The sequence below is a fragment of the Streptomonospora mangrovi genome, from assembly GCF_027604915.1.
Classification (GTDB): domain Bacteria; phylum Actinomycetota; class Actinomycetes; order Streptosporangiales; family Streptosporangiaceae; genus Streptomonospora; species Streptomonospora mangrovi.
Genome location: NZ_JAJAQC010000004.1, coordinates 19133 through 37211 on the forward strand (window position 1 = coordinate 19133; position 18079 = coordinate 37211).

At 75.6% G+C, this 18079-nt stretch carries 16 protein-coding genes; 8 read left to right on the plus strand and 8 right to left on the minus strand.

Annotated elements, in window-relative coordinates:
* Window positions 1-21 precede the first annotated feature (21 nt).
* Both LG943_RS02850 and LG943_RS02855 read right to left on the minus strand, forming a co-directional pair.
* Window positions 22-288, minus strand: a complete 267-nt coding sequence (locus LG943_RS02850; RefSeq protein WP_270070572.1) for a hypothetical protein — start codon at window positions 286-288, stop codon at window positions 22-24.
* A gap of 213 nt (window positions 289-501) precedes the next feature.
* Window positions 502-1191 carry a TetR family transcriptional regulator gene (locus LG943_RS02855; RefSeq protein ID WP_270070573.1) on the minus strand — a complete coding sequence of 230 codons (690 nt, stop codon included), beginning with the start codon at window positions 1189-1191 and terminating at the stop codon, window positions 502-504.
* Between the two features lie 128 nt (window positions 1192-1319).
* Here LG943_RS02855 and LG943_RS02860 point away from each other — a divergent pair, with 128 nt between their 5' ends.
* Both LG943_RS02860 and LG943_RS02865 read left to right on the plus strand, forming a co-directional pair.
* Entirely contained in the window at window positions 1320-2249 is a 930-nt protein-coding gene (locus LG943_RS02860; RefSeq protein WP_270070574.1) for a zinc-binding dehydrogenase, read from the plus strand.
* Window positions 2250-2413: 164 nt separating this feature from the next.
* The gene (locus LG943_RS02865) at window positions 2414-3673 is read left to right on the plus strand and encodes a PP2C family protein-serine/threonine phosphatase (RefSeq protein ID WP_270070575.1); all 1260 of its coding nucleotides are present in this window, start codon (window positions 2414-2416) and stop codon (window positions 3671-3673) included.
* A gap of 27 nt (window positions 3674-3700) precedes the next feature.
* Here LG943_RS02865 and LG943_RS02870 read toward each other — a convergent pair whose 3' ends face one another.
* Window positions 3701-4801, minus strand: a complete 1101-nt coding sequence (locus LG943_RS02870; protein ID WP_270070576.1) for a winged helix DNA-binding domain-containing protein — start codon at window positions 4799-4801, stop codon at window positions 3701-3703.
* A 217-nt stretch (window positions 4802-5018) separates the two neighbouring features.
* Here LG943_RS02870 and LG943_RS02875 point away from each other — a divergent pair, with 217 nt between their 5' ends.
* Complete coding sequence (locus tag LG943_RS02875; protein WP_270070577.1) at window positions 5019-6077, plus strand: helix-turn-helix transcriptional regulator; 1059 nt, start codon at window positions 5019-5021, stop codon at window positions 6075-6077.
* A gap of 899 nt (window positions 6078-6976) precedes the next feature.
* On the opposite strand, the gene LG943_RS02880 is transcribed toward LG943_RS02875, so the two are convergent.
* On the minus strand, window positions 6977-7852 hold the full coding sequence (locus LG943_RS02880; RefSeq protein ID WP_270070578.1) for a LysR family transcriptional regulator: 876 nt from the start codon (window positions 7850-7852) through the stop codon (window positions 6977-6979).
* 70 nt (window positions 7853-7922) lie between these two features.
* Between LG943_RS02880 and LG943_RS02885 the strand changes: the two genes are divergently transcribed.
* Window positions 7923-8834: an SDR family NAD(P)-dependent oxidoreductase gene (locus tag LG943_RS02885; protein WP_270070579.1), complete on the plus strand. Its 912-nt coding sequence runs from the start codon at window positions 7923-7925 to the stop codon at window positions 8832-8834.
* 99 nt (window positions 8835-8933) lie between these two features.
* Here LG943_RS02885 and LG943_RS02890 read toward each other — a convergent pair whose 3' ends face one another.
* The 3 genes from LG943_RS02890 to LG943_RS02900 form a co-directional block, all read right to left on the minus strand.
* Entirely contained in the window at window positions 8934-11066 is a 2133-nt protein-coding gene (locus LG943_RS02890) for a catalase (RefSeq protein ID WP_270070580.1), read from the minus strand.
* Window positions 11067-11242: 176 nt separating this feature from the next.
* On the minus strand, window positions 11243-11662 hold the full coding sequence (locus LG943_RS02895; protein WP_270070581.1) for a DUF6968 family protein: 420 nt from the start codon (window positions 11660-11662) through the stop codon (window positions 11243-11245).
* Between the two features lie 110 nt (window positions 11663-11772).
* The gene (locus tag LG943_RS02900; protein WP_270070582.1) at window positions 11773-12399 is read right to left on the minus strand and encodes a TetR/AcrR family transcriptional regulator; all 627 of its coding nucleotides are present in this window, start codon (window positions 12397-12399) and stop codon (window positions 11773-11775) included.
* A 205-nt stretch (window positions 12400-12604) separates the two neighbouring features.
* On the opposite strand from LG943_RS02900, the gene LG943_RS02905 reads away from it, so the two are divergent.
* The 4 genes from LG943_RS02905 (at window position 12605) to LG943_RS02920 (ending at window position 17032) form a co-directional block, all read left to right on the plus strand.
* Window positions 12605-13234, plus strand: coding sequence for an NAD(P)-dependent oxidoreductase (locus LG943_RS02905; RefSeq protein ID WP_270070583.1), 630 nt, complete (start codon window positions 12605-12607; stop codon window positions 13232-13234).
* A gap of 184 nt (window positions 13235-13418) precedes the next feature.
* A complete protein-coding gene (locus LG943_RS02910; RefSeq protein WP_270070584.1) occupies window positions 13419-15095 on the plus strand; it encodes an FAD-dependent oxidoreductase in 1677 nt (558 codons plus the stop codon).
* A complete protein-coding gene (locus tag LG943_RS02915) occupies window positions 15092-16501 on the plus strand; it encodes an ATP-binding protein (RefSeq protein ID WP_270070585.1) in 1410 nt (469 codons plus the stop codon). The genes LG943_RS02910 and LG943_RS02915 overlap by 4 nt, the downstream gene beginning before the upstream one ends.
* 123 nt (window positions 16502-16624) lie before the next feature.
* Complete coding sequence (locus LG943_RS02920) at window positions 16625-17032, plus strand: hypothetical protein (protein WP_270070586.1); 408 nt, start codon at window positions 16625-16627, stop codon at window positions 17030-17032.
* 10 nt (window positions 17033-17042) lie between these two features.
* Here the strand turns inward: LG943_RS02920 and LG943_RS02925 are convergent, their stop codons facing one another.
* The gene (locus LG943_RS02925; protein WP_270070587.1) at window positions 17043-18020 is read right to left on the minus strand and encodes a helix-turn-helix transcriptional regulator; all 978 of its coding nucleotides are present in this window, start codon (window positions 18018-18020) and stop codon (window positions 17043-17045) included.
* Window positions 18021-18079 lie beyond the last annotated feature (59 nt).

Here is an 18079-nt window from a genome sequence, read left to right on the forward strand (position 1 = left end):
CGGGGGCGCCGGGGCGGCGGGCTAGCGGGCCGGTGCGGGTGCGGCGTGGGCGCCGGCAGCCGCCGCGCTCGCCCAGGTCCCGGCGGGGATGGTGAAGTAGGACGGCCACTCCTCGTGGCGGTCGTCGGCGTCCAGGCGCACCAGGTAGCGGTAGGTGCCGTCGCCGCTGGGGGTGGCGTCCAGCACGCTGGCGGTGCCGCGGACCATGGCGCCGCGGTCGGTCTCGCCGACATCGTGGACGCGGGTGTGCGGCGCGTAGGGGTGGGCGGGCAGCGGCTGGCGCGTCACGGGGGCCTCCGAGGGCGGGGGTCAGGGGATGTGCCCGGCGCCCGCGCCGGGGCGGGGCCGGTGCGGGTCGCGCTACCCCGCCCCCTCCCGGCAAACGCGGCGCACGGCCCGCGCCCGCCGGGTCGGCGGGGGCCGCGCCCGCGACCTGCGCCGATGCCCGGCGCAGCGGCCGCGGAGTGACACAGGCCACGCGGCCGTGCGGCGGGCCGGCGGTCAGCCGGTGGATTCGGCGGGCGGGGGGGAGTCGGCGCGGGCGGGGGCGGCGAAGGAGAGCGCGCCGGGCAGGGCGTCGAAGGCGGCGTCCAACCGGGCGGCGAGGGCGCCGCGGGTGTGGCCGCCCTCCTGGGCGGTCCAGGTCTCCAGCGCGTGGTGCCAGGCCGCGACCACCAGGTCGATGGCCAGGCGCGGCCGGGGGTCGGCGGGGTCCACGTCGAGGCGGCGGTGCAGGTCGGCCACGATCCGCGCGCTGGTGCGGTTGCAGAAGTGCAGGCCGTGGGCGTCCATGGACGGCGTTGCCGCCGCGAGCCTGCGGCTGAGCAGCATGCGGTGCTCCCACCCCTCGTCGGGCATGGCCGCCACGGTTTCGCGCAGCACGGCCCGGAGTTCGGCCGCCACCGGCCGCCCGCCGAGGTCGCGGCCGGCCAGGCGGTCGGCGAAGGCCCGCCACATGTCCTCGGCCGGCGCCATGGCGACGTCCTCCTTGCTGGCGAAGGTGCGGAAGAAGGTGCGCTTGGACACCTCCACCGCGTCGCACAACTCGTCCAGGGTGGCGCCGTCGAAGCCCCGCTCGGTGAACATCCGCAGCGCGGTGTCGATGAGGGCGTGCCGGGTGCGCAGCTTCTTGCGTTCGCGCAGCGGCAGGCCGGAGGGCGGGGCGGCGGCCGGGGGCGGAGATGGGGTCACGCAGAGGAGTGTACTCGGAGCGCTTTTGCCTCTTGTAGGTTTATGCCACTTAGTGGCAAAGTCGTCCGGGTGGCGCCCGCTCCGGGCGTCCGCACCGTCTACCCATCCAACGCAGAAAAAGGTCCGCCATGCGCGCACTGCTCATCGACCACTCCGCCCCCGGCGGCCTGCGGCCGGGCGAGGCCCCGGCCCCCGACCCCGCCCCGCACCAGGCGCTGGTCCGGGTGGCGGCCACGTCGCTGAACTTCGGCGAGGTCAGCACCGGCATCGCCGGGGCGCCCGAGGGCAGCGTCCTGGGCTGGGACGCGGCGGGGGTGGTGGAGCGCGCCGCCGCCGACGGCTCCGGCCCCGCCGAAGGCACCCCCGTGGTCACCCTGGGACTCGACGGCGGGTGGGCCGAGCTGCGCGCGGTGGACACCGCCCTCCTGGGAACCGTGCCCGGCGGCGCCGACCTCGGCGCGGTGTCCACCGTCCCCGTCGCCGCCACCAGCGCCCTGCGCGCCCTGCGCCGGCTCGGCCCGCTGCTGGGCGCCCGCGTCTTGATCACCGGCGCCACCGGCGGCGCGGGCCGCTACGCCGTGCAGCTCGCCCGCCGGGCCGGCGCGCACGTGGTCGCCTCCACCGGCGACCCCGACACCCACGGCGCGGGGCTGCGCGCCCTGGGCGCCCACGAGGTGGTGCGGGGTCCGGGCGCCTACGGCGGGCAGGTCGACGGCGTGATCGACCTGGTGGGCGGCCCCCAGATGGTGGCGGCGTTCGAGCGCCTGGCGGCGGACGGCACGCTCGTGTCGGTGGGCCACAGCACCGGCGAGCCCGTGGTGTTCCCCATCGAGGCACTGCTGGCCACCGAGGGCCGCCACAACCGCTCCGTCACCACGTTCTACCTGCTGGGCGAGTCCGACCTGGCGCCCGACCTGACGTGGCTGGCCGAGCGGGTCGCCGCCGGCGAACTGGACCCCGCCGTCTCCTGGCGGGGCGGCTGGGAGCGGGCCGCCGAGGCGGTCGGCGCGCTGGTCGAGCGCCGCCTGCACGGCAAGGCGGTGCTCGACCTGTCCTGAGCGAGGCGCCGGGCGAACGCCGCATCGACCGCTCCGGCGTGGGTAGCCGGAGCAGCACGTTCACCTCCGGGGCCGCCGCCCCGCCCCCGGGCACCGCCGGCCGGCGCGGTGGCCCGGCGGGGGCGGTGCGGCGGCCCCGCCGCCCGCACGACAGGTCACCGCCCATGGTCTCGATCGAGGACTCCGCCCGCCTGCTGCACACCCTGCTGCGCAACAGCCACCTGAGCGTTTTCGAGGAGCTGCCGGGACTGGTCACCAGCGCCGCCGCGGCCGCCGGCCTCGCCGACGTCCGCATCCTGCTGGCCGACATGCAGGAGGAGACGCTGCGCGAGGCCACCGGCCGGGGCGACGACGCCGGCGACGGCGGCCAGGAGGCGCGCATCGACACCACCCTGCCCGGCCGCGTATTCCGCGCCGCCCAGGCGCACTCGGCGCCGGGGGAGGGGCGGGTGCAGCACTGGCTGCCGATCCTGGACGGCACCGAACGCCTGGGCGTGCTGCACGTGAGCACCGCCGAGGAGCCCGACGACCCCACCTGGGCGGCGATGGAGGACCTCGCCTCGCTGGTGGGCATGCTTGTGGTGTCCAAGCGGCCGCACAGCGACTCCCACGCGCGGCTGACCCGGCTCCGCTCCATGTCGGTCTCCGCGGAGATGCAGTGGACGCTCATGCCGCCGCGCACGTTCGCCGACAAGCGGGTCACCATCGCGGCGGCGATGGAACCCGCCTACGCCACCGCCGGCGACGCCTACGACTACGCCCTGGCCGGCGACACCGTCCACCTCGCCCTCTTCGACGCCATGGGCCACGACACCTCGGCCGGCCTCACCGCCAACCTCGCCCTGGCCTCCTGCCGCCGGCAGCGGCGCGAGGGCGGCGGCCCGGTCCGCATCCGCGACGCCGTGGAGGCCACGCTGCTGGAGCAGTTCGAGGGGTCCCGCTACGCCACCGCCGTGCTCGCCGAGCTCGACCTGCGCACCGGCGTGCTGACCTGGCTGAGCTGCGGCCACCCGCCGCCCATCCTGGTCCGCGCCGGGCGCTGGATCACCGGCCTGCCGTGCGAGCCCACCCATCCGATGGGCACCGATTTGGGGCTGCCCGCCGTGCTGTGCCGGGAGCACCTGGAGCCCGGCGACCGCCTGCTGCTCTACACCGACGGCATCACCGAGGCCCGCGACGCGCGGGGGCGGGAGTTCGGGCGCGAGCGCTTCGTCAACTTCGTCATCCGCCACCAGGCCGACGGGCTGGCCGCGCCCGAGACCCTGCGCCGCCTGGTGGCCGCCGTGCTGGCCCACCACGACGGCCGGCTCAACGACGACGCCACCGTGCTGATGTGCGAGTGGCACGGCGCCCCCGACGCCGACCCCCGGGCGCCGGTCCAGTACGGGGGCGGCCACGTCCCCGACGTCACCGGCCGGTCCTGAGTCCGCCTGAGCGGCGTTCCGGCGGACTCAGGCGGGCTCGGCCGGCACGCGCACGCGGTCGGACTCCCCGTCGCTGAGGAAGGCCGCGAGCGCGGCGCCCTCCTCGGCCGCGGCGGCGCGCTCGGCGGGGGACAGGCGCCGCAGCGGGGCCACGGCCACGGCGCCCTCCTCCACCGTCCAGGTCGCGGCGACCCGGCCGTCCAGCAGGAGCACGCGCGCGCCCGCCACCGACAGGCCCCGGTGGGCGTCGTCGACGATCCGGCCGCGGTCGTGGTAGCCCAGCAGCGCGTTGTCGAACGCCGGCAGGAACCGCACCGGGGCGGGGGTGTCGGGGTCGGGGCGCGGGGCGTCGGGCAGGTCCAGCAGTTCCCGGCCGCGCTCGTCGCGGAAGGACACCAGTTCGTCCCGGACCGCCGCGACGGCGGCGGGCAGCCCGGCGAGCCCGCACCAGGCGCGCAGGTCGGCGCTTGCGGCCGGCCCGAACGCGGCCAGGTAGCGGCGGACCAGGTGGGCGCCGACCGGGTCGGTGCCGTCGGGGGCGGGCGGGTCGGGCTCGCGGCCCAGCCATGAGGAGAGCAGGACGTTGCGCACCCCGGCCTTCTCGCGCCACAGCCCGCGCGGCGGGATCTGCACCACCGGGACCAGGGCCGCGACCACCAGCTCGCCCAGGGGGCGGCGGCCCGGTCGGGGCCAGCGGTCGGCCAGCGCGGCGGCGACCTCGGCCAGGGTGCGCGGCTCGCCGTCGGCCAGCAGGTCGCGGCCTGCCGCGGCGAGCGCGTCGAGGTCGAGGCCGCCGAATTGGTCACGGTAGACCCCGACGACGCGCTGGCGCAGCATGGCGTCGTGGCGGGAACGCCACGCCAGGGCGTCGGCGGCGGTGACGAGGTGGACGGTGCGCCGCATCAGGTGCATCCGCACCACGGCGCGCTTGCGGAGCAGGTCCGACAGGCGGGCCGGATCGAACGCCCGCAGCCGCGACCACAGTCCGGTGAACGGCTCCTGCGGCTCCTGGGCCTGCAAGCCGCACAGGTGGGCGACGGCGTCGAGGACGGGCAGGTCGGCGCGGTCGAGCAGGAGTTGGCGGGCGAGCGTGGCGCGGTTGAGGGCGCGGGTGCCCAGGACGGTCACCGGGCACCGGCCCGTCGGCGGTGGTGCGTTCTCACGGTGCGGGTTCCTTCCTGTTCGCGCCGAGGGGAGGCGCGGAGGCGGGCGGGGGCGGGACGGCGGCTCGGCGGTGGGGCGGTCCGGGTGGCACGACCTGCGGGGGCGCCGTTGTCGGTGCGCACCCCACGGTGCCAGAAGAAGAGGCCAGGGAGTGTCCGCGTCAGCGGGCATGATGGATGCCATGCCGAAGACCTCCGCGCGACTGCTGGCGCTGCTCTCCCTCCTCCAGGCGCGCCGGGACTGGCCGGGGGCGCTGCTGGCCGAGCGGTTGGACGTCAGCCCCCGCACCGTGCGCCGCGACGTGGACCGGCTGCGCGAGCTGGGCTACCCGATCGCGGCCGTGAAGGGTCCCGACGGAGGCTACCGGCTGGACGCCGGCTCGCACCTGCCCCCGCTGCTGTTCGACGACGAGCAGGCCGTGGCCCTGGCCGTGGCGCTCCAGACCGCCGCCGCCACCGGGGCCGGCATCGGGGAGGCGGCGGCGCGCGCCCTGACCACCGTCCGCCAGGTGATGCCGGCCCGGCTGCGCCGCCGCGTCGACACCCTCCAGGTCACCGCCGTGGGGGCGCCCGGCGACGCGCCCCGCACCCGGGTCCGCGGCGAGGTGCTCACGGCGCTCAGCACCGCCGTGCACGCGCGCGAGGTGCTGCGGTTCGACTACGCCGCCGCCGCGCCGCCGGAGGCGGCCGGGGGCGGGGGTGGAGGCGAGAGCGGGGGTGGCGGTGACCGTGGGGCCGAGGGCGGCGCCGACCCGCTCCCGCCGCTCCCGCCGCGCCGGGTGGAGCCCCACCACCTCGTGACGTGGGGCGGGCGCTGGTACCTGGTGGCCTGGGACCTGGGCCGGGCGGACTGGCGCACGTTTCGCGCCGACCGGATCTCGCCGCGCACCCCCACCGGTCCGCGCTTCGCCCCCCGCGAGGTGCCCGGCGGCGACGTGGCCGCGTTCGTCGCCTCCCGGTTCCGCGGCGGCGCGGAGGGCGTTCCGGACTGGCCCTGCCGCGGCGAGGTGGTCCTGGACCTGCCCGCCGCGGCGGTGTCCCCCCACGCCCGCGACGGGGTGGTGGAGGCGCTGGGCCCCCACCGCTGCCGACTCGTCCTGGGTTCGTGGTCGTGGGTCGGCCTGGCCGCCGCCATAGGCGCCTTCGACGCCGACGTGGAGGTGGTCGGCCCACCCGAGTTGGCGGACGCGTTCGCCCGCCTGGCCCGCCGCTACGGCCGCGCGGGCGCGGGGGATGAGTAGGAAGTCAGCGGCCGACCGGCTGGGAGGTCGCGGCATCAATCAGCCCATCAGGGCTCAAGGGCGGCAAGGGGGCACCGAGGACAAGCACGGCGTCAGGAGCGCGACCACCCCATCCGGGGCGGATGGTGAGGGTGGAGACGGGGCACCGAGGCGGGGCGCGGGTCCTGGTCCGCGGTCACCGGTCGGCAGGGCGGATGGTCGGGGTGGCGGCGCGGCGCGGGGCCATGGCCTGTTTCCGCTCTCGGCGGCCCGGCGGAGGGGCGGTGAAGTGAACCCGCATCTCGTCGGGACTCGGCGCGGCGTTTCCTTGTGATTTGACCTTTTAGTCTCTTGTAAAATGGGCTGCGGCGGCGCCGAAGTGACCCCATGAGGGCGAATATGTCCATATGGCGAGACAGCCGAGGTGCTCGCAATTCCTTTTTGTGTGCAATGCCCGTTTTCAACGGTGACGAAAGTGCTCTTTGCTTCGCAGTGGCGATCCGTAGGTGCATCTCCTGGTGAAAGAGGCCACTTTCTTCTCACCATGTGAAATTTCAGGCGCCCAGCGTCCGGCTTGTCCGGTTTGTGAATTGGGGGGCTCTCCCAACCGCAGAGGAACGGCGAGATCAGCGGCCAGAAGCCCCCGCGCCCGTTCCCCGGTACCGCGATCACCAGGGGCCGCCCCCCGAGCCGGTCCAGCTCGCCCGAGCCACCCGCCGCCTTCGGCGCCCCGACGCTCACACCAACCCCCGGTGCGCGATCCGATGACCACCCGCGCGAACCATCCGCCGCCGTCGCCGCCTCGTCGGGGGCATCGGCCACTGGCGCGCGATCCGATGGCCGCCAGCCCCGAGCGCCTGCCGCCGTCGGTCTGTCCCGTCTCCCACCTCAGCGACCCATAAGAGCGGGCGGCGCACGCTCTAGGGGGTGAGCGCCGGGGCGGCGTGCGGGTGGTGTTCGGCGGCGCGTACCGCGCAGGCGACGAACGCGGCCACCTCGCGTGAGCGGCTCCCGGCCGACCACACCACACCCAGGGTGGTCGGGGAGGCGTCGGTCACCGGTACGCACACCACTCCACCCCAGGCGTGGGCGCGCACCGACTCCGGGGCCACCGCGATCATCCGGCCCACCGACACCAGGTGCATGAGGTGGCCGATGTCGGCGACCGGGGCGCCGCCCGGCGCCGCGCCGGGTTCCGGGGTCCAGCGCGGCAGCGGCTCATCGGCCAGGTCGGCCGTGCTCAGCCGCTCGCGCCCGGCCAGGCGGTGGCCGCGCGGCAGCATCGCCACCTGCGGCTCCACCAGCAGCTCCTCGGTCTCCAGCCCGCGCGCGTCGGCCAAGGGCAGGTGCGCCAGCGCCAGGTCGGCGCGGCCGTCGCGCACCCGCGCGGGCAACTCGCCGGGCCGCGCGGCGGAGATCTCCACGGGGGCGAGGCCGGGCTCGGCCTCGTAGGCGGCCAGGACCGCGCCGAGCAGGCCGCCGTCGCCGCCCGGCTTCACGGCCAGGACCAGCGCGGCGCCGGGGCGGGCGGCCCGCCGGGTGCGCCGGGTGGCCGCCGCCACCGCGTCCAGGGCGGTGCGCGCCTCGTGCAGCAGCACCAGTCCGGCCTCGGTCAGCTCCACCCGGCGGTTGCCGCCGCGCTCCAGCAGCGGCCCGCCCATGCGGCGCTCCAGGCGCTGGATGGCGCGGGAGAGCGGCGGCTGGGCGATGCCCAGGCGCTCGGCCGCCCGGCCGAAGTGCAGTTCCTCGGCGACCGCCACGAAGTAGCGCAGCTCCCGCACGTCCGCAGCGTCCATACCCGCACGGTATCAACGGCCACCCAGGCGGTGTTGGCGCCGCCGGGACGGCACCTGGTGGAGTCGCGGCATGAGCGAGACGACTCCCACCGGCGCCTCCGGCGCCCGCACCCCCCGCGACAGCGGCCGCACCGCGAACCCCGAGAACGGCGCGGCGCCCGCCCCCACCGACACCCCCGCGACCACCGTGACCAGCGAGAACGTCGAGACCACCGAGAACGCCCAGCACGCCCCCGCCGGCGGCACCGCGCCCGTCGCCCTCGTCAGCGGCGCCACCCGGGGGATCGGCCGGCAGATCGCCGAGCAGTTGGCGCTGCGCGGCATGACCGTGCTCGTGGGCGCCCGCGACGCCGCGGCGGGCGAGCGCGCCGCCGCCGAGATCCGCGACGCGGGCGGCAGCGCCTACGCCGTGCCGCTGGACGTCACCGACGCCGCCTCGGTGGCCGCCGCCCGCGCCTGGATCGACGACCGGATCGGGCGCCTGGACGTGCTCGTCAACAACGCCGGGATCGCCGGGGACCCGGCCGCCCAGGCCCCCGGGTCGGCCGACCTGGCGGTCGTGCGCGACGTCTTCGACACCAACGTCTTCGGCGCCGTCGCCCTCACCGAGGCGGTCTGGGACCTGCTCGTGCGCTCCCCGGCCGCCCGCGTAGTCAACCTCTCCAGCGACGTCGGCTCCCTGACCCAGGCCCGGGACCCCGGCCACTACCTGTCCCGGCTGCCGGGCTTCCTGGCCTACGGCCCGTCCAAGACCGCGCTCAACGCCGTCACCGTGCAGTACGCCAAGGCGCTGGCCCGGCACGGCGGCCTGGTCAACGCCGCCGCGCCCGGCGCCTGCGACACCGACCTCACGCGCGGCACCGGGATGCCCGCGCCGCGCACCGCCGCACAGGGCGCGGAGGTGGCGGTGCGCCTGGCCACCCTGCCCGACGGCGGCCCCACCGGCGGCTGCTTCGGCGAGGACCGCGAGGTCCCCTGGTAGGCGCCCGGGGGCCGCGCGGCCGGTGCGGGTGGCGTGGTCGGCACAGGTGGCGCCGCCGTGTCCCCGTGTCCGCGACGCGGTGGGCGGCGCCCCTGCCCCTCAGGCGGGGACCGAGGCGACCTCGCGGTCCCACACGCGGTGGCCGGCCAGGATGCGGCGGAACTCTCCGTACAGTTCGGCGGCGCCGGCGCCCCGGCAGGTGACCACGCCCTGGTCCACCACCGCCCCGGTGTCGCCGGGCCGCGCGGTGCGCAGTTGCGGCAGCGGGGCGCGGACGAGTACGTCCACGCCCTCGTCCAGGGCGGCCACCGGCTTGGCGTGCTTGAACGCCTCGGCCACGAAGAACAGCGCGAGGCCGTCGGTGGCCAGGGTGGCGGCGCTCGATGCGCCGCCGGCCACCACCACCGCGTCGTAGAGCACCGAGGCCATGGTGTTCATGGCGCGGTCGGCGGCCAGGCGCGCCCCGTCCTCGGTGGTCAGCGCGCCGTCGTGGGGCGCCAGCACCTCCACCAGGGCGCCGTGCTCGGCCATGGCCGCGCGGAAGCGCTCGACGCCCCCGGCGTTGACCCCGTCGGCGGCCAGCACCGCGATCTGGCGCGAGTGGACGGAGTCCAGCACGGTGTTGGCCTGGCTGAGCGCGGGGGAGGACCGTCCGTGGTTGGGCACGGCCTCCTGGGCGGGCGGGGTGACGCCGATCCCCTGGGCGACCTCGACGGCCAGCGCGTGGTCGACGTGGTTGAGCCGTTCGACCACCCGCTCGCGCACGGCGACCTCCTCGCACTTGCCCAGCTCGAACCGGAACGCCGCCACCAGGTGCTCGCGCTCCCAGTCGGCCAGGCTGTTGAGGAACAGGGTGGCCTGGCTGTAGTGCTCCTTGAAGCTCTCGCTGCGCTTGCGGATCTTGGCGCCCTCCACCTTCTCCTGGTAGTGGGTGTAGGGGTTGTCGCCCAGGAAGGGGCAGCCGGCGCCCAGCGAGTTGGGGAAGTAGCTGGTGCGGCCCCGGTGCACCTTCTGCTGGCCGTAGCCGTCGCGCTGGTTGTTGCTGACCTCGGCCACCGGCCGGTTCACCGGGATCTGCTGGAAGTTGGGGCCGCCCAGGCGGATGAGCTGGGTGTCCAGGTAGGAGAAGTTGCGGGCCTGCAACAGCGGGTCGTTGGTGAAGTCGATGCCCGGCACCACGTGGGCGGTGTGGAAGGCCACCTGCTCGGTCTCGGCGAAGAAGTTGTCGGGGTTGCGGTCCAGCACCATCCTGCCGACCGGGGTGACCGGGACGACCTCCTCGGGGATGATCTTGGTGGCGTCGAGCAGGTCGAAGTCGAACGCGAACTCGTCGGACTCCGGCACCAGTTGCACGCCCAGTTCGTACTCGGGGTACTGCCCCCGCTCGATGGCGTCCCACAGGTCGCGCCGGTTGTAGTCGGGGTCCTTGCCGGCGATCTTCTGGGTCTCGTCCCACACCAGGGAGTGGGTGCCCAGCAGCGGCTTCCAGTGGAACTTGACGAACGTGCCCTCGCCGCGCGCGTTGACCAGGCGGAAGGTGTGCACGCCGAAGCCCTGCATCATCCGGTAGCTGCGTGGGATGGCGCGGTCCGACATCAGCCACATCATCATGTGCAGGGTCTCGGGCTGGAGGCCGACGAAGTCCCACAGGGTGTCGTGCGCCGACTGGGCCTGGGGGATCTCGTTGTCGGGCTCGGGCTTGACCGCGTGCACGAAATCGGGAAATTTAATGCCGTCCTGAATGAAGAAAACCGGCATATTGTTGCCGACCAGGTCGTAATTGCCCTCGCGGGTGTAGAACTTCGTGGCGAACCCCCGCACGTCGCGCACGGTGTCGGCCGAGCCGCGCGAGCCCGCCACCGTCGAGAACCGCACGAACACCGGGGTGCGCAGCGCTGGGTCGCACAGGAAGTCGGCGCGGGTGTAGCGGCTCAACGACTCATAGACCTGGAAGTGGCCGTAGGCGCCCGCGCCGCGCGCGTGCACCACCCGCTCGGGGATCCGCTCGTGGTCGAAGTGGGTGATCTTCTCGCGGAAGTGGAAGTCCTCCAGCAGTGTCGGCCCGCGTTCGCCCACGGTCAGCGAGTTGTCGGTGTCGTCGACCCGGACCCCGGTGTTGGTGGTGAGCGCGCCGGCGGAGTCGTCGCGGCGCTCCTGGAGTTGGCGGTCCTTGGCGTCGCCGCCCTCGGCACGGGAGTCGCCGTCGACGCGGGCACGGGAGAAGTCGGACATGGCGGTGGCCCTTCTGCGGTCTCGCACGGGGCGTGCGCGCCGCGAGGCGCGCGGCGGCGCACACCGGTCCCGCGCGGCCGCTGACCGCGCGGGTGTGGGCCCAAACCCCCGCGAGCGCCAAGACCGGATCCCGCGGTGCCCCGGTGGATGAACCGCCGGGGCCGCGCCTCCCGGTGTCAGTCGGCGGGCGCCTCGGCGGGTGGTGCCCCGGCGGGCGCGACGGCCGACAGGTCGGGTTCGAGGGTCAGCCCGAGGCCGGCCATGCCCAGCCAGTCCAGCCGCACCCCGGCGCGCCGCGCCCGCTCCTCCAGGCGCAGCCGCAGCCCGTAGACGCCCAGCAGCAGCGCCTGGAGTGAGTCGACCCCGAAGGAGGAGTCGGTCTCGGTGGCGCCCAGACCCTCGACCTGCCAGGGGCAGCACCAGTCCGTGCCGGTGCCCTCGGGATGGGTGTCGGGCCTCGGCCGTCCGAGCCGTACGCGCACGGGTGTGCGGGTGCCGTCGGCCGCGACGGCCTCGACCACGCGTTCGGCCACCACCTCGCCCAGGTCGGGGCCGGCGGGGGCGCCGGTCGCCGGGGGAGTGGGGGGTACTGCCATGGGTGCCGTTCCCTTCTCCGGTTGCGGGCTGCCCACCCTAGTCGGCCCGGTACGGGAGTTGCGGGGGCGCGGACATCACCAGGCCCGGGCCGGTCGCCTCCGCCATAGGTCTACTCGCGATCGGCGCCATCGGCCCCCGCCCGGGGGGCCGCCCCTTTGAGCAGGGTCTGGACGAATCCGGCGGCCACCCGCTCGGCGGGCTCCTCGGCGCGGTCGCGCGGGCCGGGGAACTTGCCCAGGAAGGCGTGGTTGAGGCAGGCCCCGATGAGCAGGTCGGCGGCCGACTCCGGGTCCAGGTCGGGGGCCAGGCGTCCGGCGTCGCGCTCGGCGGCCAGGTAGCGGGCCAGGGCGGTGGTGATGGCGGACGGCCCCGCCCGGCGCTCGCGCAGCGCGGCGCGGTGCGCCTCCAGGAGGGTGGGCTCGGAGAACACCGAGGCGGCGATCGGGAAGGTGTCGGTGTAGAAGGCGATGGCCGCGCGCGCCACCTCCTCCAGGGTGGCGCGGACCGATCCCTGCCCCACACGGTCGGGCAGGCCGGCCAGCAGCGGCTGGAGGTTGCTGGGCAGGCCCTCGCGCAGCACCGCGACGAACAGGTCGGTCTTGTCGCGGAAGTGCTTGTAGAGGGTGGCCTCGGAGAACCCGGCGGCCTTGGCGATCTCCTTGGTGGTGGAGCGGGCCAGTCCCCGCGTGCGCATGACGTGCGCGGCGGCGTTCACGATCCGGTCGCGGGTCTCCACGGTGCCTCCCTGCTCGGTGCCTGTGCGGTGCCTGCTGGCCTCGATGCCTGCCCGGCGGCGCCCGCTTGACAGGTTAGTAAGTACTCACCCACACTGTGGTTAGTGGGCACTCACCAACCTAGCAGTCCCCTGGCAGCCCACCCGATGGCCCCTGGCGGGCCCCGAAGACCCTTAACCAAAACCGCATGAGCACATGGGAGTGGAAATGAAGTTCACGCTGTTCGGCGCCACCGGCGGGGTCGGCGCCCAGTTCGCGCGGCAGGCGTGCGAAGCCGGGCACGGCGTCACCGCCGTGGTCCGCGACCCCGCGCGCATGGCCTACGCCCACCCCGGCCTCACCGTCACCCGGGCCGACGTCATGGACCCCGACGCCATCGGCCCGCTCATCGCCGGCCGCGACGCCGTGGTCTCGGCCCTGGGCCACCGGGGTCCCGGCCCCGCCACCGTCTGCGCCCAGAGCGCCCGCAGCATCACCGCCGCCATGGCCGCCCACGACGTGCGCCGGCTGGTGGTGGTCAGCGCCGCGGGCATGTTCACCGAGGGCGACGGCCCCTTCACCCGCTTCGTCGTCAAGCCGATCCTCCAGCGGGTGCTGCGCGACAGCTTCGCCGACATGCTCGCCATGGAGCAGACCGTGCGGGCCAGCGGCCTGGACTGGACGATCGTGCGCCCTCCCCAGTTGCTGGACCGGCCCCGCACCGGCACCTACCGCACCTCGGTGGACCGCACCGTCCCGCGCGGCATGCGGGTGGCCCGCGCCGACGTCGCCGACCTCATGCTGCGCAGCCTGGAGCGCGCCGAGCCGCTGCGGAAGGCCGTCTACCTCGCCAACTGAACCCGGCGCCGCCCCGAACGCCGCACCACCGCCCCCGTTTCCCCGCCCATCGCCCCACCTGCGGCGACGCCGCGCTTACGCCGGGGGAGAACGCTATGCCCGCTTAGTCGGCGATGTGCCATGCTGAGCGGCGAGCGCCCCCCGGTGGCGGCGGCGCGGGCACCGAGGAGCGGGGATTTCGGCCATGAGCAAGCCTGTCATCGTGACCGTCGACGACGACCCGGGGGTGTCCCGCGGCGTGGCGCGCGACCTGCGCCGGCGCTACGGCCAGGGCTACCGGATCGTGCGGGCGGAGTCGGCCGGCCAGGGCATCGAGGCCGTCCGCGAGATGCGGCTGCGCGGCGACGACGTCGCGGCCATCCTCGCCGACTACCGCATGCCGCAGATGAACGGCGTGGAGTTCCTGGAGCAGGCCATGGACCTCTACCCCTACGCCCGGCGGGTGCTGCTCACCGCCTACGCCGACACCGACGCCGCCATCCAGGCCATCAACGTGGTCGACCTCGACCACTACCTGCTCAAGCCCTGGGACCCGCCCGAGGAGAAGTTCTACCCCGTCCTCGACGCCCAGCTCGACGCCTGGCAGCGCACCGAGCGCACCGAGGTCGGGCGGCTGCGCGTGGTCGGCGCCCGCTGGTCGGCCCCCTCCTACCGGGTGCGCGACTTCCTCGCCCGCAACCACGTGCCCTATGAGTGGCTGCTGGACGAGGACCCCGAGGGCGAGCAGCTCGTCGCCGCCGTGCGGGCCGGCCTCGATCCCGACTCCTCCGACGCCCCGCCGCGCCTGCCGCTGGTGGTCACCGCCGAGGGCACCGCGCTGAGCGCGCCCACCGAGACCGAACTCGCCGCCGCGGTGGGCCTGTCCACGACACCCTCCACCGACTTCTACGACTTGGTCGTGGTGGGCGGCGGCCCCGGCGGGCTGGGCGCCGCCGTCTACGGCGCCTCCGAGGGGCTGCGGACGGTGCTGGTGGAGCGGCACGCCTCGGGCGGCCAGGCCGGGCAGAGCTCCCGCATCGAGAACTACCTCGGCTTCCCCGACGGCGTCTCCGGCGCCCAACTGGCCGACCGCGCCCGCCGCCAGGCGCTGAAGTTCAACGCCGAGCTGCTGACCGCGCGCACCGTCACCGGCCTGGAGGTCCACGGCAACACCAAGGTGGTGCGCTTCTCCGACGAGGAGAGCGTCTCGGCCCACACCGTCATCCTGGCCACCGGCGTGTCCTACCGGCGGCTGCCCGCGCCCGGCGTGGACGAGTTCGTGGGGCGCGGGGTCTTCTACGGCGCCGCCCTCACCGAGGCGCCCTCCTGCACCGGCTGCGACGTCTACATCGTGGGCGGCGCCAACTCCGCCGGCCAGGCCGCCGTGTACCTGTCGGGCTACGCCCGCCGGGTGGTGCTGCTGGTGCGCGGCGCGAGCCTGGAGGCGTCCATGTCCCACTACCTCATCGAGCAGATCGCCGCCATCGGCAACATCGAGGTGCGCACCCGCACCGAGGTGGTCGGCGGCGCCGGCGAGGGCCACCTCCAGCGGCTCACCCTGAAAGGCCCCGAGGGCACCGCCGACGTCGCCGCCGAGTGGCTGTTCGCCTTCATCGGCGCCGAGCCCTGCACCGACTGGCTGGGCGACACCGTCGAACGCGACGCCAAGGGGTTCGTGGTCACCGGCCCCGACCTGCTGGCCTCGGGGGAGCGACCGCGCAACTGGCCGCTGCGCCGCCAGCCCTACTTCCTGGAGACCAGCGTCCCGGGCGTGTTCGCGGCCGGCGACGTCCGCGCCGAGTCCATCAAGAGGGTCGCCTCCGCCGTCGGCGAGGGCGCCATGGCCGTGTCCCTGGCCCACCGCTACCTGGAGAAGACGTGATCGACGAACTGCGGCGGCTGTTCCTGTTCGAGCGGCTCGACGACGACCAGTTGCGGTGGCTCGCCGACCACGGCGAGGTCCGCTCCTTCGCCGAGGGCGACTACATCGTGCGCCAGGGCGACCCCGCCGACACCTTCGCGGTGCTCATGGAGGGCGAGGTCGTCATGGTCACCGACACCCCCACCGGCGAGGTCGGGCGCACGCCCACCTCCCAGCCCGGGGTCTACGCCGGGGCCACCGCCGCCTACCTGGGCGACCGCGCACCCGACACCTACGGCCACTCCCTGCGCGCCACCCGGCCCTCGCGGATGTTCCTGCTGCCGGCCGAGCGGTTCGCCCACATCATCGCCGAGTGGTTCCCCATGGCCGTCCACCTGCTGGACGGCATGCGGCTGGGCGGCCTGGCCCAGCGCGAGCTGATCGACCGCCGCCAGCGCCTGGCCGCGCTGGGCACCATCACCGCCGGCCTCACCCACGAGCTGAACAACCCGGCCGCCGCGGCGGCGCGGGCGGTGGGCGAGCTGCGCGGCCGGGTGGAATCCACCCGGCGCCGCCTGGCCGAACTGGCCGCCGCCGGGGTCGACCCCGCCGGGATGCTGGCCCTGGTGGAGTTGCAGGCCCGCTACGCCGCCGGCGCCGGCGCGGCGCCCCAGCGCGGTCCGCTGGAGGCCGCCGACGCCGAGGACGCGCTGGCCGAGGCCCTGGAGGAGCACGGGGTCGAGGACGGCTGGGACATCGCGCCCGCCCTGGTGGGCGCCGGACTCGACGCCGCGGCGGTGGAGGAGGTCGGGGCGGCCGTGGGCGCCGGCCACGTCGGCGCGGCGGTGCGCTGGCTGGCCGAGACCATGGAGATCGCCGAGCTGATGGACGAGGTCGCCGACGCCACCGGGCGCATCACCTCGCTGCTGGCCTCGGCCAAGCAGTACTCCCAGATGGACCGCGCCCCCTACCGCACCGTGGACCTGCGCGAACTGCTCGACAGCACGCTGGCGATGTTCCGCGGCAAGATCCCGCCGGGGATCAGCGTGGCCACCGACTACGACCCCGAGTTGGGCACCGTGCCCGCCTACGCCGGCGAGCTGAACCAGGTCTGGACCAACCTCATCCACAACGCCCTGGACGCCATGGGCGACACCGGCACGCTGACCGTGCGAACCCGCCGCGAGCACGACACCGCGCTGGTGGAGATCGCCGACACCGGCCCCGGCGTGCCCGAGGAGCTGCGCGAGCGCATCTTCGAGCCGTTCTTCACCACCAAGGGAGTGGGCCGGGGCACCGGGCTGGGGCTCGACATCAGCTACCGCATCGTCGCCGGGCGCCACGGCGGCGACCTGCGGGTGGAGTCGGTGCCCGGCGACACCCGGTTCCAGGTGCGGCTGCCGCTGAGCGAGCGCGTCGCGGTGTGAGGGCGGGGGGCGGCGCGCCGCACCCACCGCGGTGACCGCGCGCACGCGCACCGTCACCGCGTGTCGCAGCCTGTCCGCCCGCCGGCGCCTGGTCTCATGGGCGGGGGAGAGGGGTGAGCCGGTATGCGCCGCGAGACCGCCAACGCCGACACCGCCGTGCGCGCCGTGGCGGCCGCCGCGGCACTGTTCATGGTCGGGATCGGCTGCTGGGCCTGGTGGGACCCCGAGGGGTTCGCGGGCTGGGCGAACTGGCCCGTCCACGTGCACTTCATCCGCGACGGCGCGGTCTTCCAGATCACCATCGGTTTGATGATGCTGTTCGCGCTGCGCTGGCGCGACGTGCTCGCCGTCGTGCTGGCGGGCTTCACCCTGGCCAACGGGCTGCACGCCTTCAACCACTTCCTCGACGTGCACGCCGGCGGCCGGGCGTCCCACCCCTGGATCCTGCTGGGCGCCACCCTCCTGGGGCTGGCGGCGTGGGCGGCGCGCATGCGCGTCCTGCGGTCGCGCCGCCACCACCGCCGCGCCTGAGCGGGCCGGCTCACCCCGCCAGGCGCCGGCCCAGCTCCCGCACCCGCTCGGCGACCTCCGCCGTGGCCTCCTCGACGGAGAAGGGCGCGGCCAGCGCCGCGACCGCCGCCACGAATCGCACCACCAATTCGGGCTCCTCGGCGCTCAGGTGCACCGCGCAGTCGGCGGGGCCGCGCTCCTCCACCCACCCCGGCAGGGAGGTGAACAGCCGCTCGCCCAGTTCCCGCGCGGGGACCCCCACCGCGACCACGGCGCGGTGAGGGTAGACGGCGCCGGCCATGGACGCCGTCAGGTAGGCGGCGGGGTCGCCGCCGGGCAGTTCGCGCGGGGCGAAGCGGCGGCGGGTGGGCGAGGCGCGCTCGATCCGGTCCACCCGGAAGGTGCGCCAGTCGGCGCGGTCGGGGTCGAAGGCGATGAGGTACCACCGGCCGTGCACGGTGACCAGGCTGTGCGGTTCGACCCGGCGCTCACCGCGCCGGCCCGAACGGTCGCGGTAGTCCAGGGCCAGCGCCTCGTGCTCGCGGCAGCAGGCGGCCAGCCGGGCGAGCACGGAGGGGTCCACGGGCGGGGCGTCGGGCCGGACCACGGCGGCGGTGGCCGTGCCCAGCGCGGCCAGCCGGGGGCGCAGCCGGGCGGGCAGCAGCCGCTCCAGCTTGGCCAGCGCGCGCAGGGCGCTGTCGGCGATCCCGGCCGGGCCGGTGCCGCCCACGGTGGCCAGGCCCAGCGCCACGGCGGCGGCCTCCTCGTCCTCCAGCAGCAGCGGCGGCATGTCGCGGCCGGAGGCCATACGGTAGCCGCCGGCGGTGCCGGGGACCCCCTCGACCAGGTAGCCCAGCGCGCGCAGCCGCTCGACGTCGCGGCGCACGGTGCGGTCGGTGACCTCCAGACGCGCGGCCAGTTCGGCGCCCGACCACTCCCGGCGCGCCTGGAGGAGCGACAGCAGCCGCAGCAGCCGGCCCGGCGCGCCGCTCCCCGGTTCCCTGGCCATGCCCCCACCCTGCCACACTCGCGGACAAGGAGTGTCCGCAAGGCTTCCTAGCCTGGCCG

Bases quoted from the DNA above. Each gene is read 5' to 3' on its own strand.
- LG943_RS02860 (WP_270070574.1), top strand. From the start codon at position 1,320: ATGCGCGCACTGCTCATCGACCACTCCGCCCCCGGCGGCCTGCGGCCG.
- LG943_RS02865 (WP_270070575.1), top strand. From the start codon at position 2,414: ATGGTCTCGATCGAGGACTCCGCCCGCCTGCTGCACACCCTGCTGCGC.
- LG943_RS02875 (WP_270070577.1), top strand. From the start codon at position 5,019: ATGCCGAAGACCTCCGCGCGACTGCTGGCGCTGCTCTCCCTCCTCCAG.
- LG943_RS02880 (WP_270070578.1), bottom strand. From the start codon at position 7,852: ATGGACGCTGCGGACGTGCGGGAGCTGCGCTACTTCGTGGCGGTCGCC.
- LG943_RS02885 (WP_270070579.1), top strand. From the start codon at position 7,923: ATGAGCGAGACGACTCCCACCGGCGCCTCCGGCGCCCGCACCCCCCGC.
- LG943_RS02890 (WP_270070580.1), bottom strand. From the start codon at position 11,066: ATGTCCGACTTCTCCCGTGCCCGCGTCGACGGCGACTCCCGTGCCGAG.
- LG943_RS02895 (WP_270070581.1), bottom strand. From the start codon at position 11,662: ATGGCAGTACCCCCCACTCCCCCGGCGACCGGCGCCCCCGCCGGCCCC.
- LG943_RS02905 (WP_270070583.1), top strand. From the start codon at position 12,605: ATGAAGTTCACGCTGTTCGGCGCCACCGGCGGGGTCGGCGCCCAGTTC.
- LG943_RS02910 (WP_270070584.1), top strand. From the start codon at position 13,419: ATGAGCAAGCCTGTCATCGTGACCGTCGACGACGACCCGGGGGTGTCC.
- LG943_RS02920 (WP_270070586.1), top strand. From the start codon at position 16,625: ATGCGCCGCGAGACCGCCAACGCCGACACCGCCGTGCGCGCCGTGGCG.
- LG943_RS02925 (WP_270070587.1), bottom strand. From the start codon at position 18,020: ATGGCCAGGGAACCGGGGAGCGGCGCGCCGGGCCGGCTGCTGCGGCTG.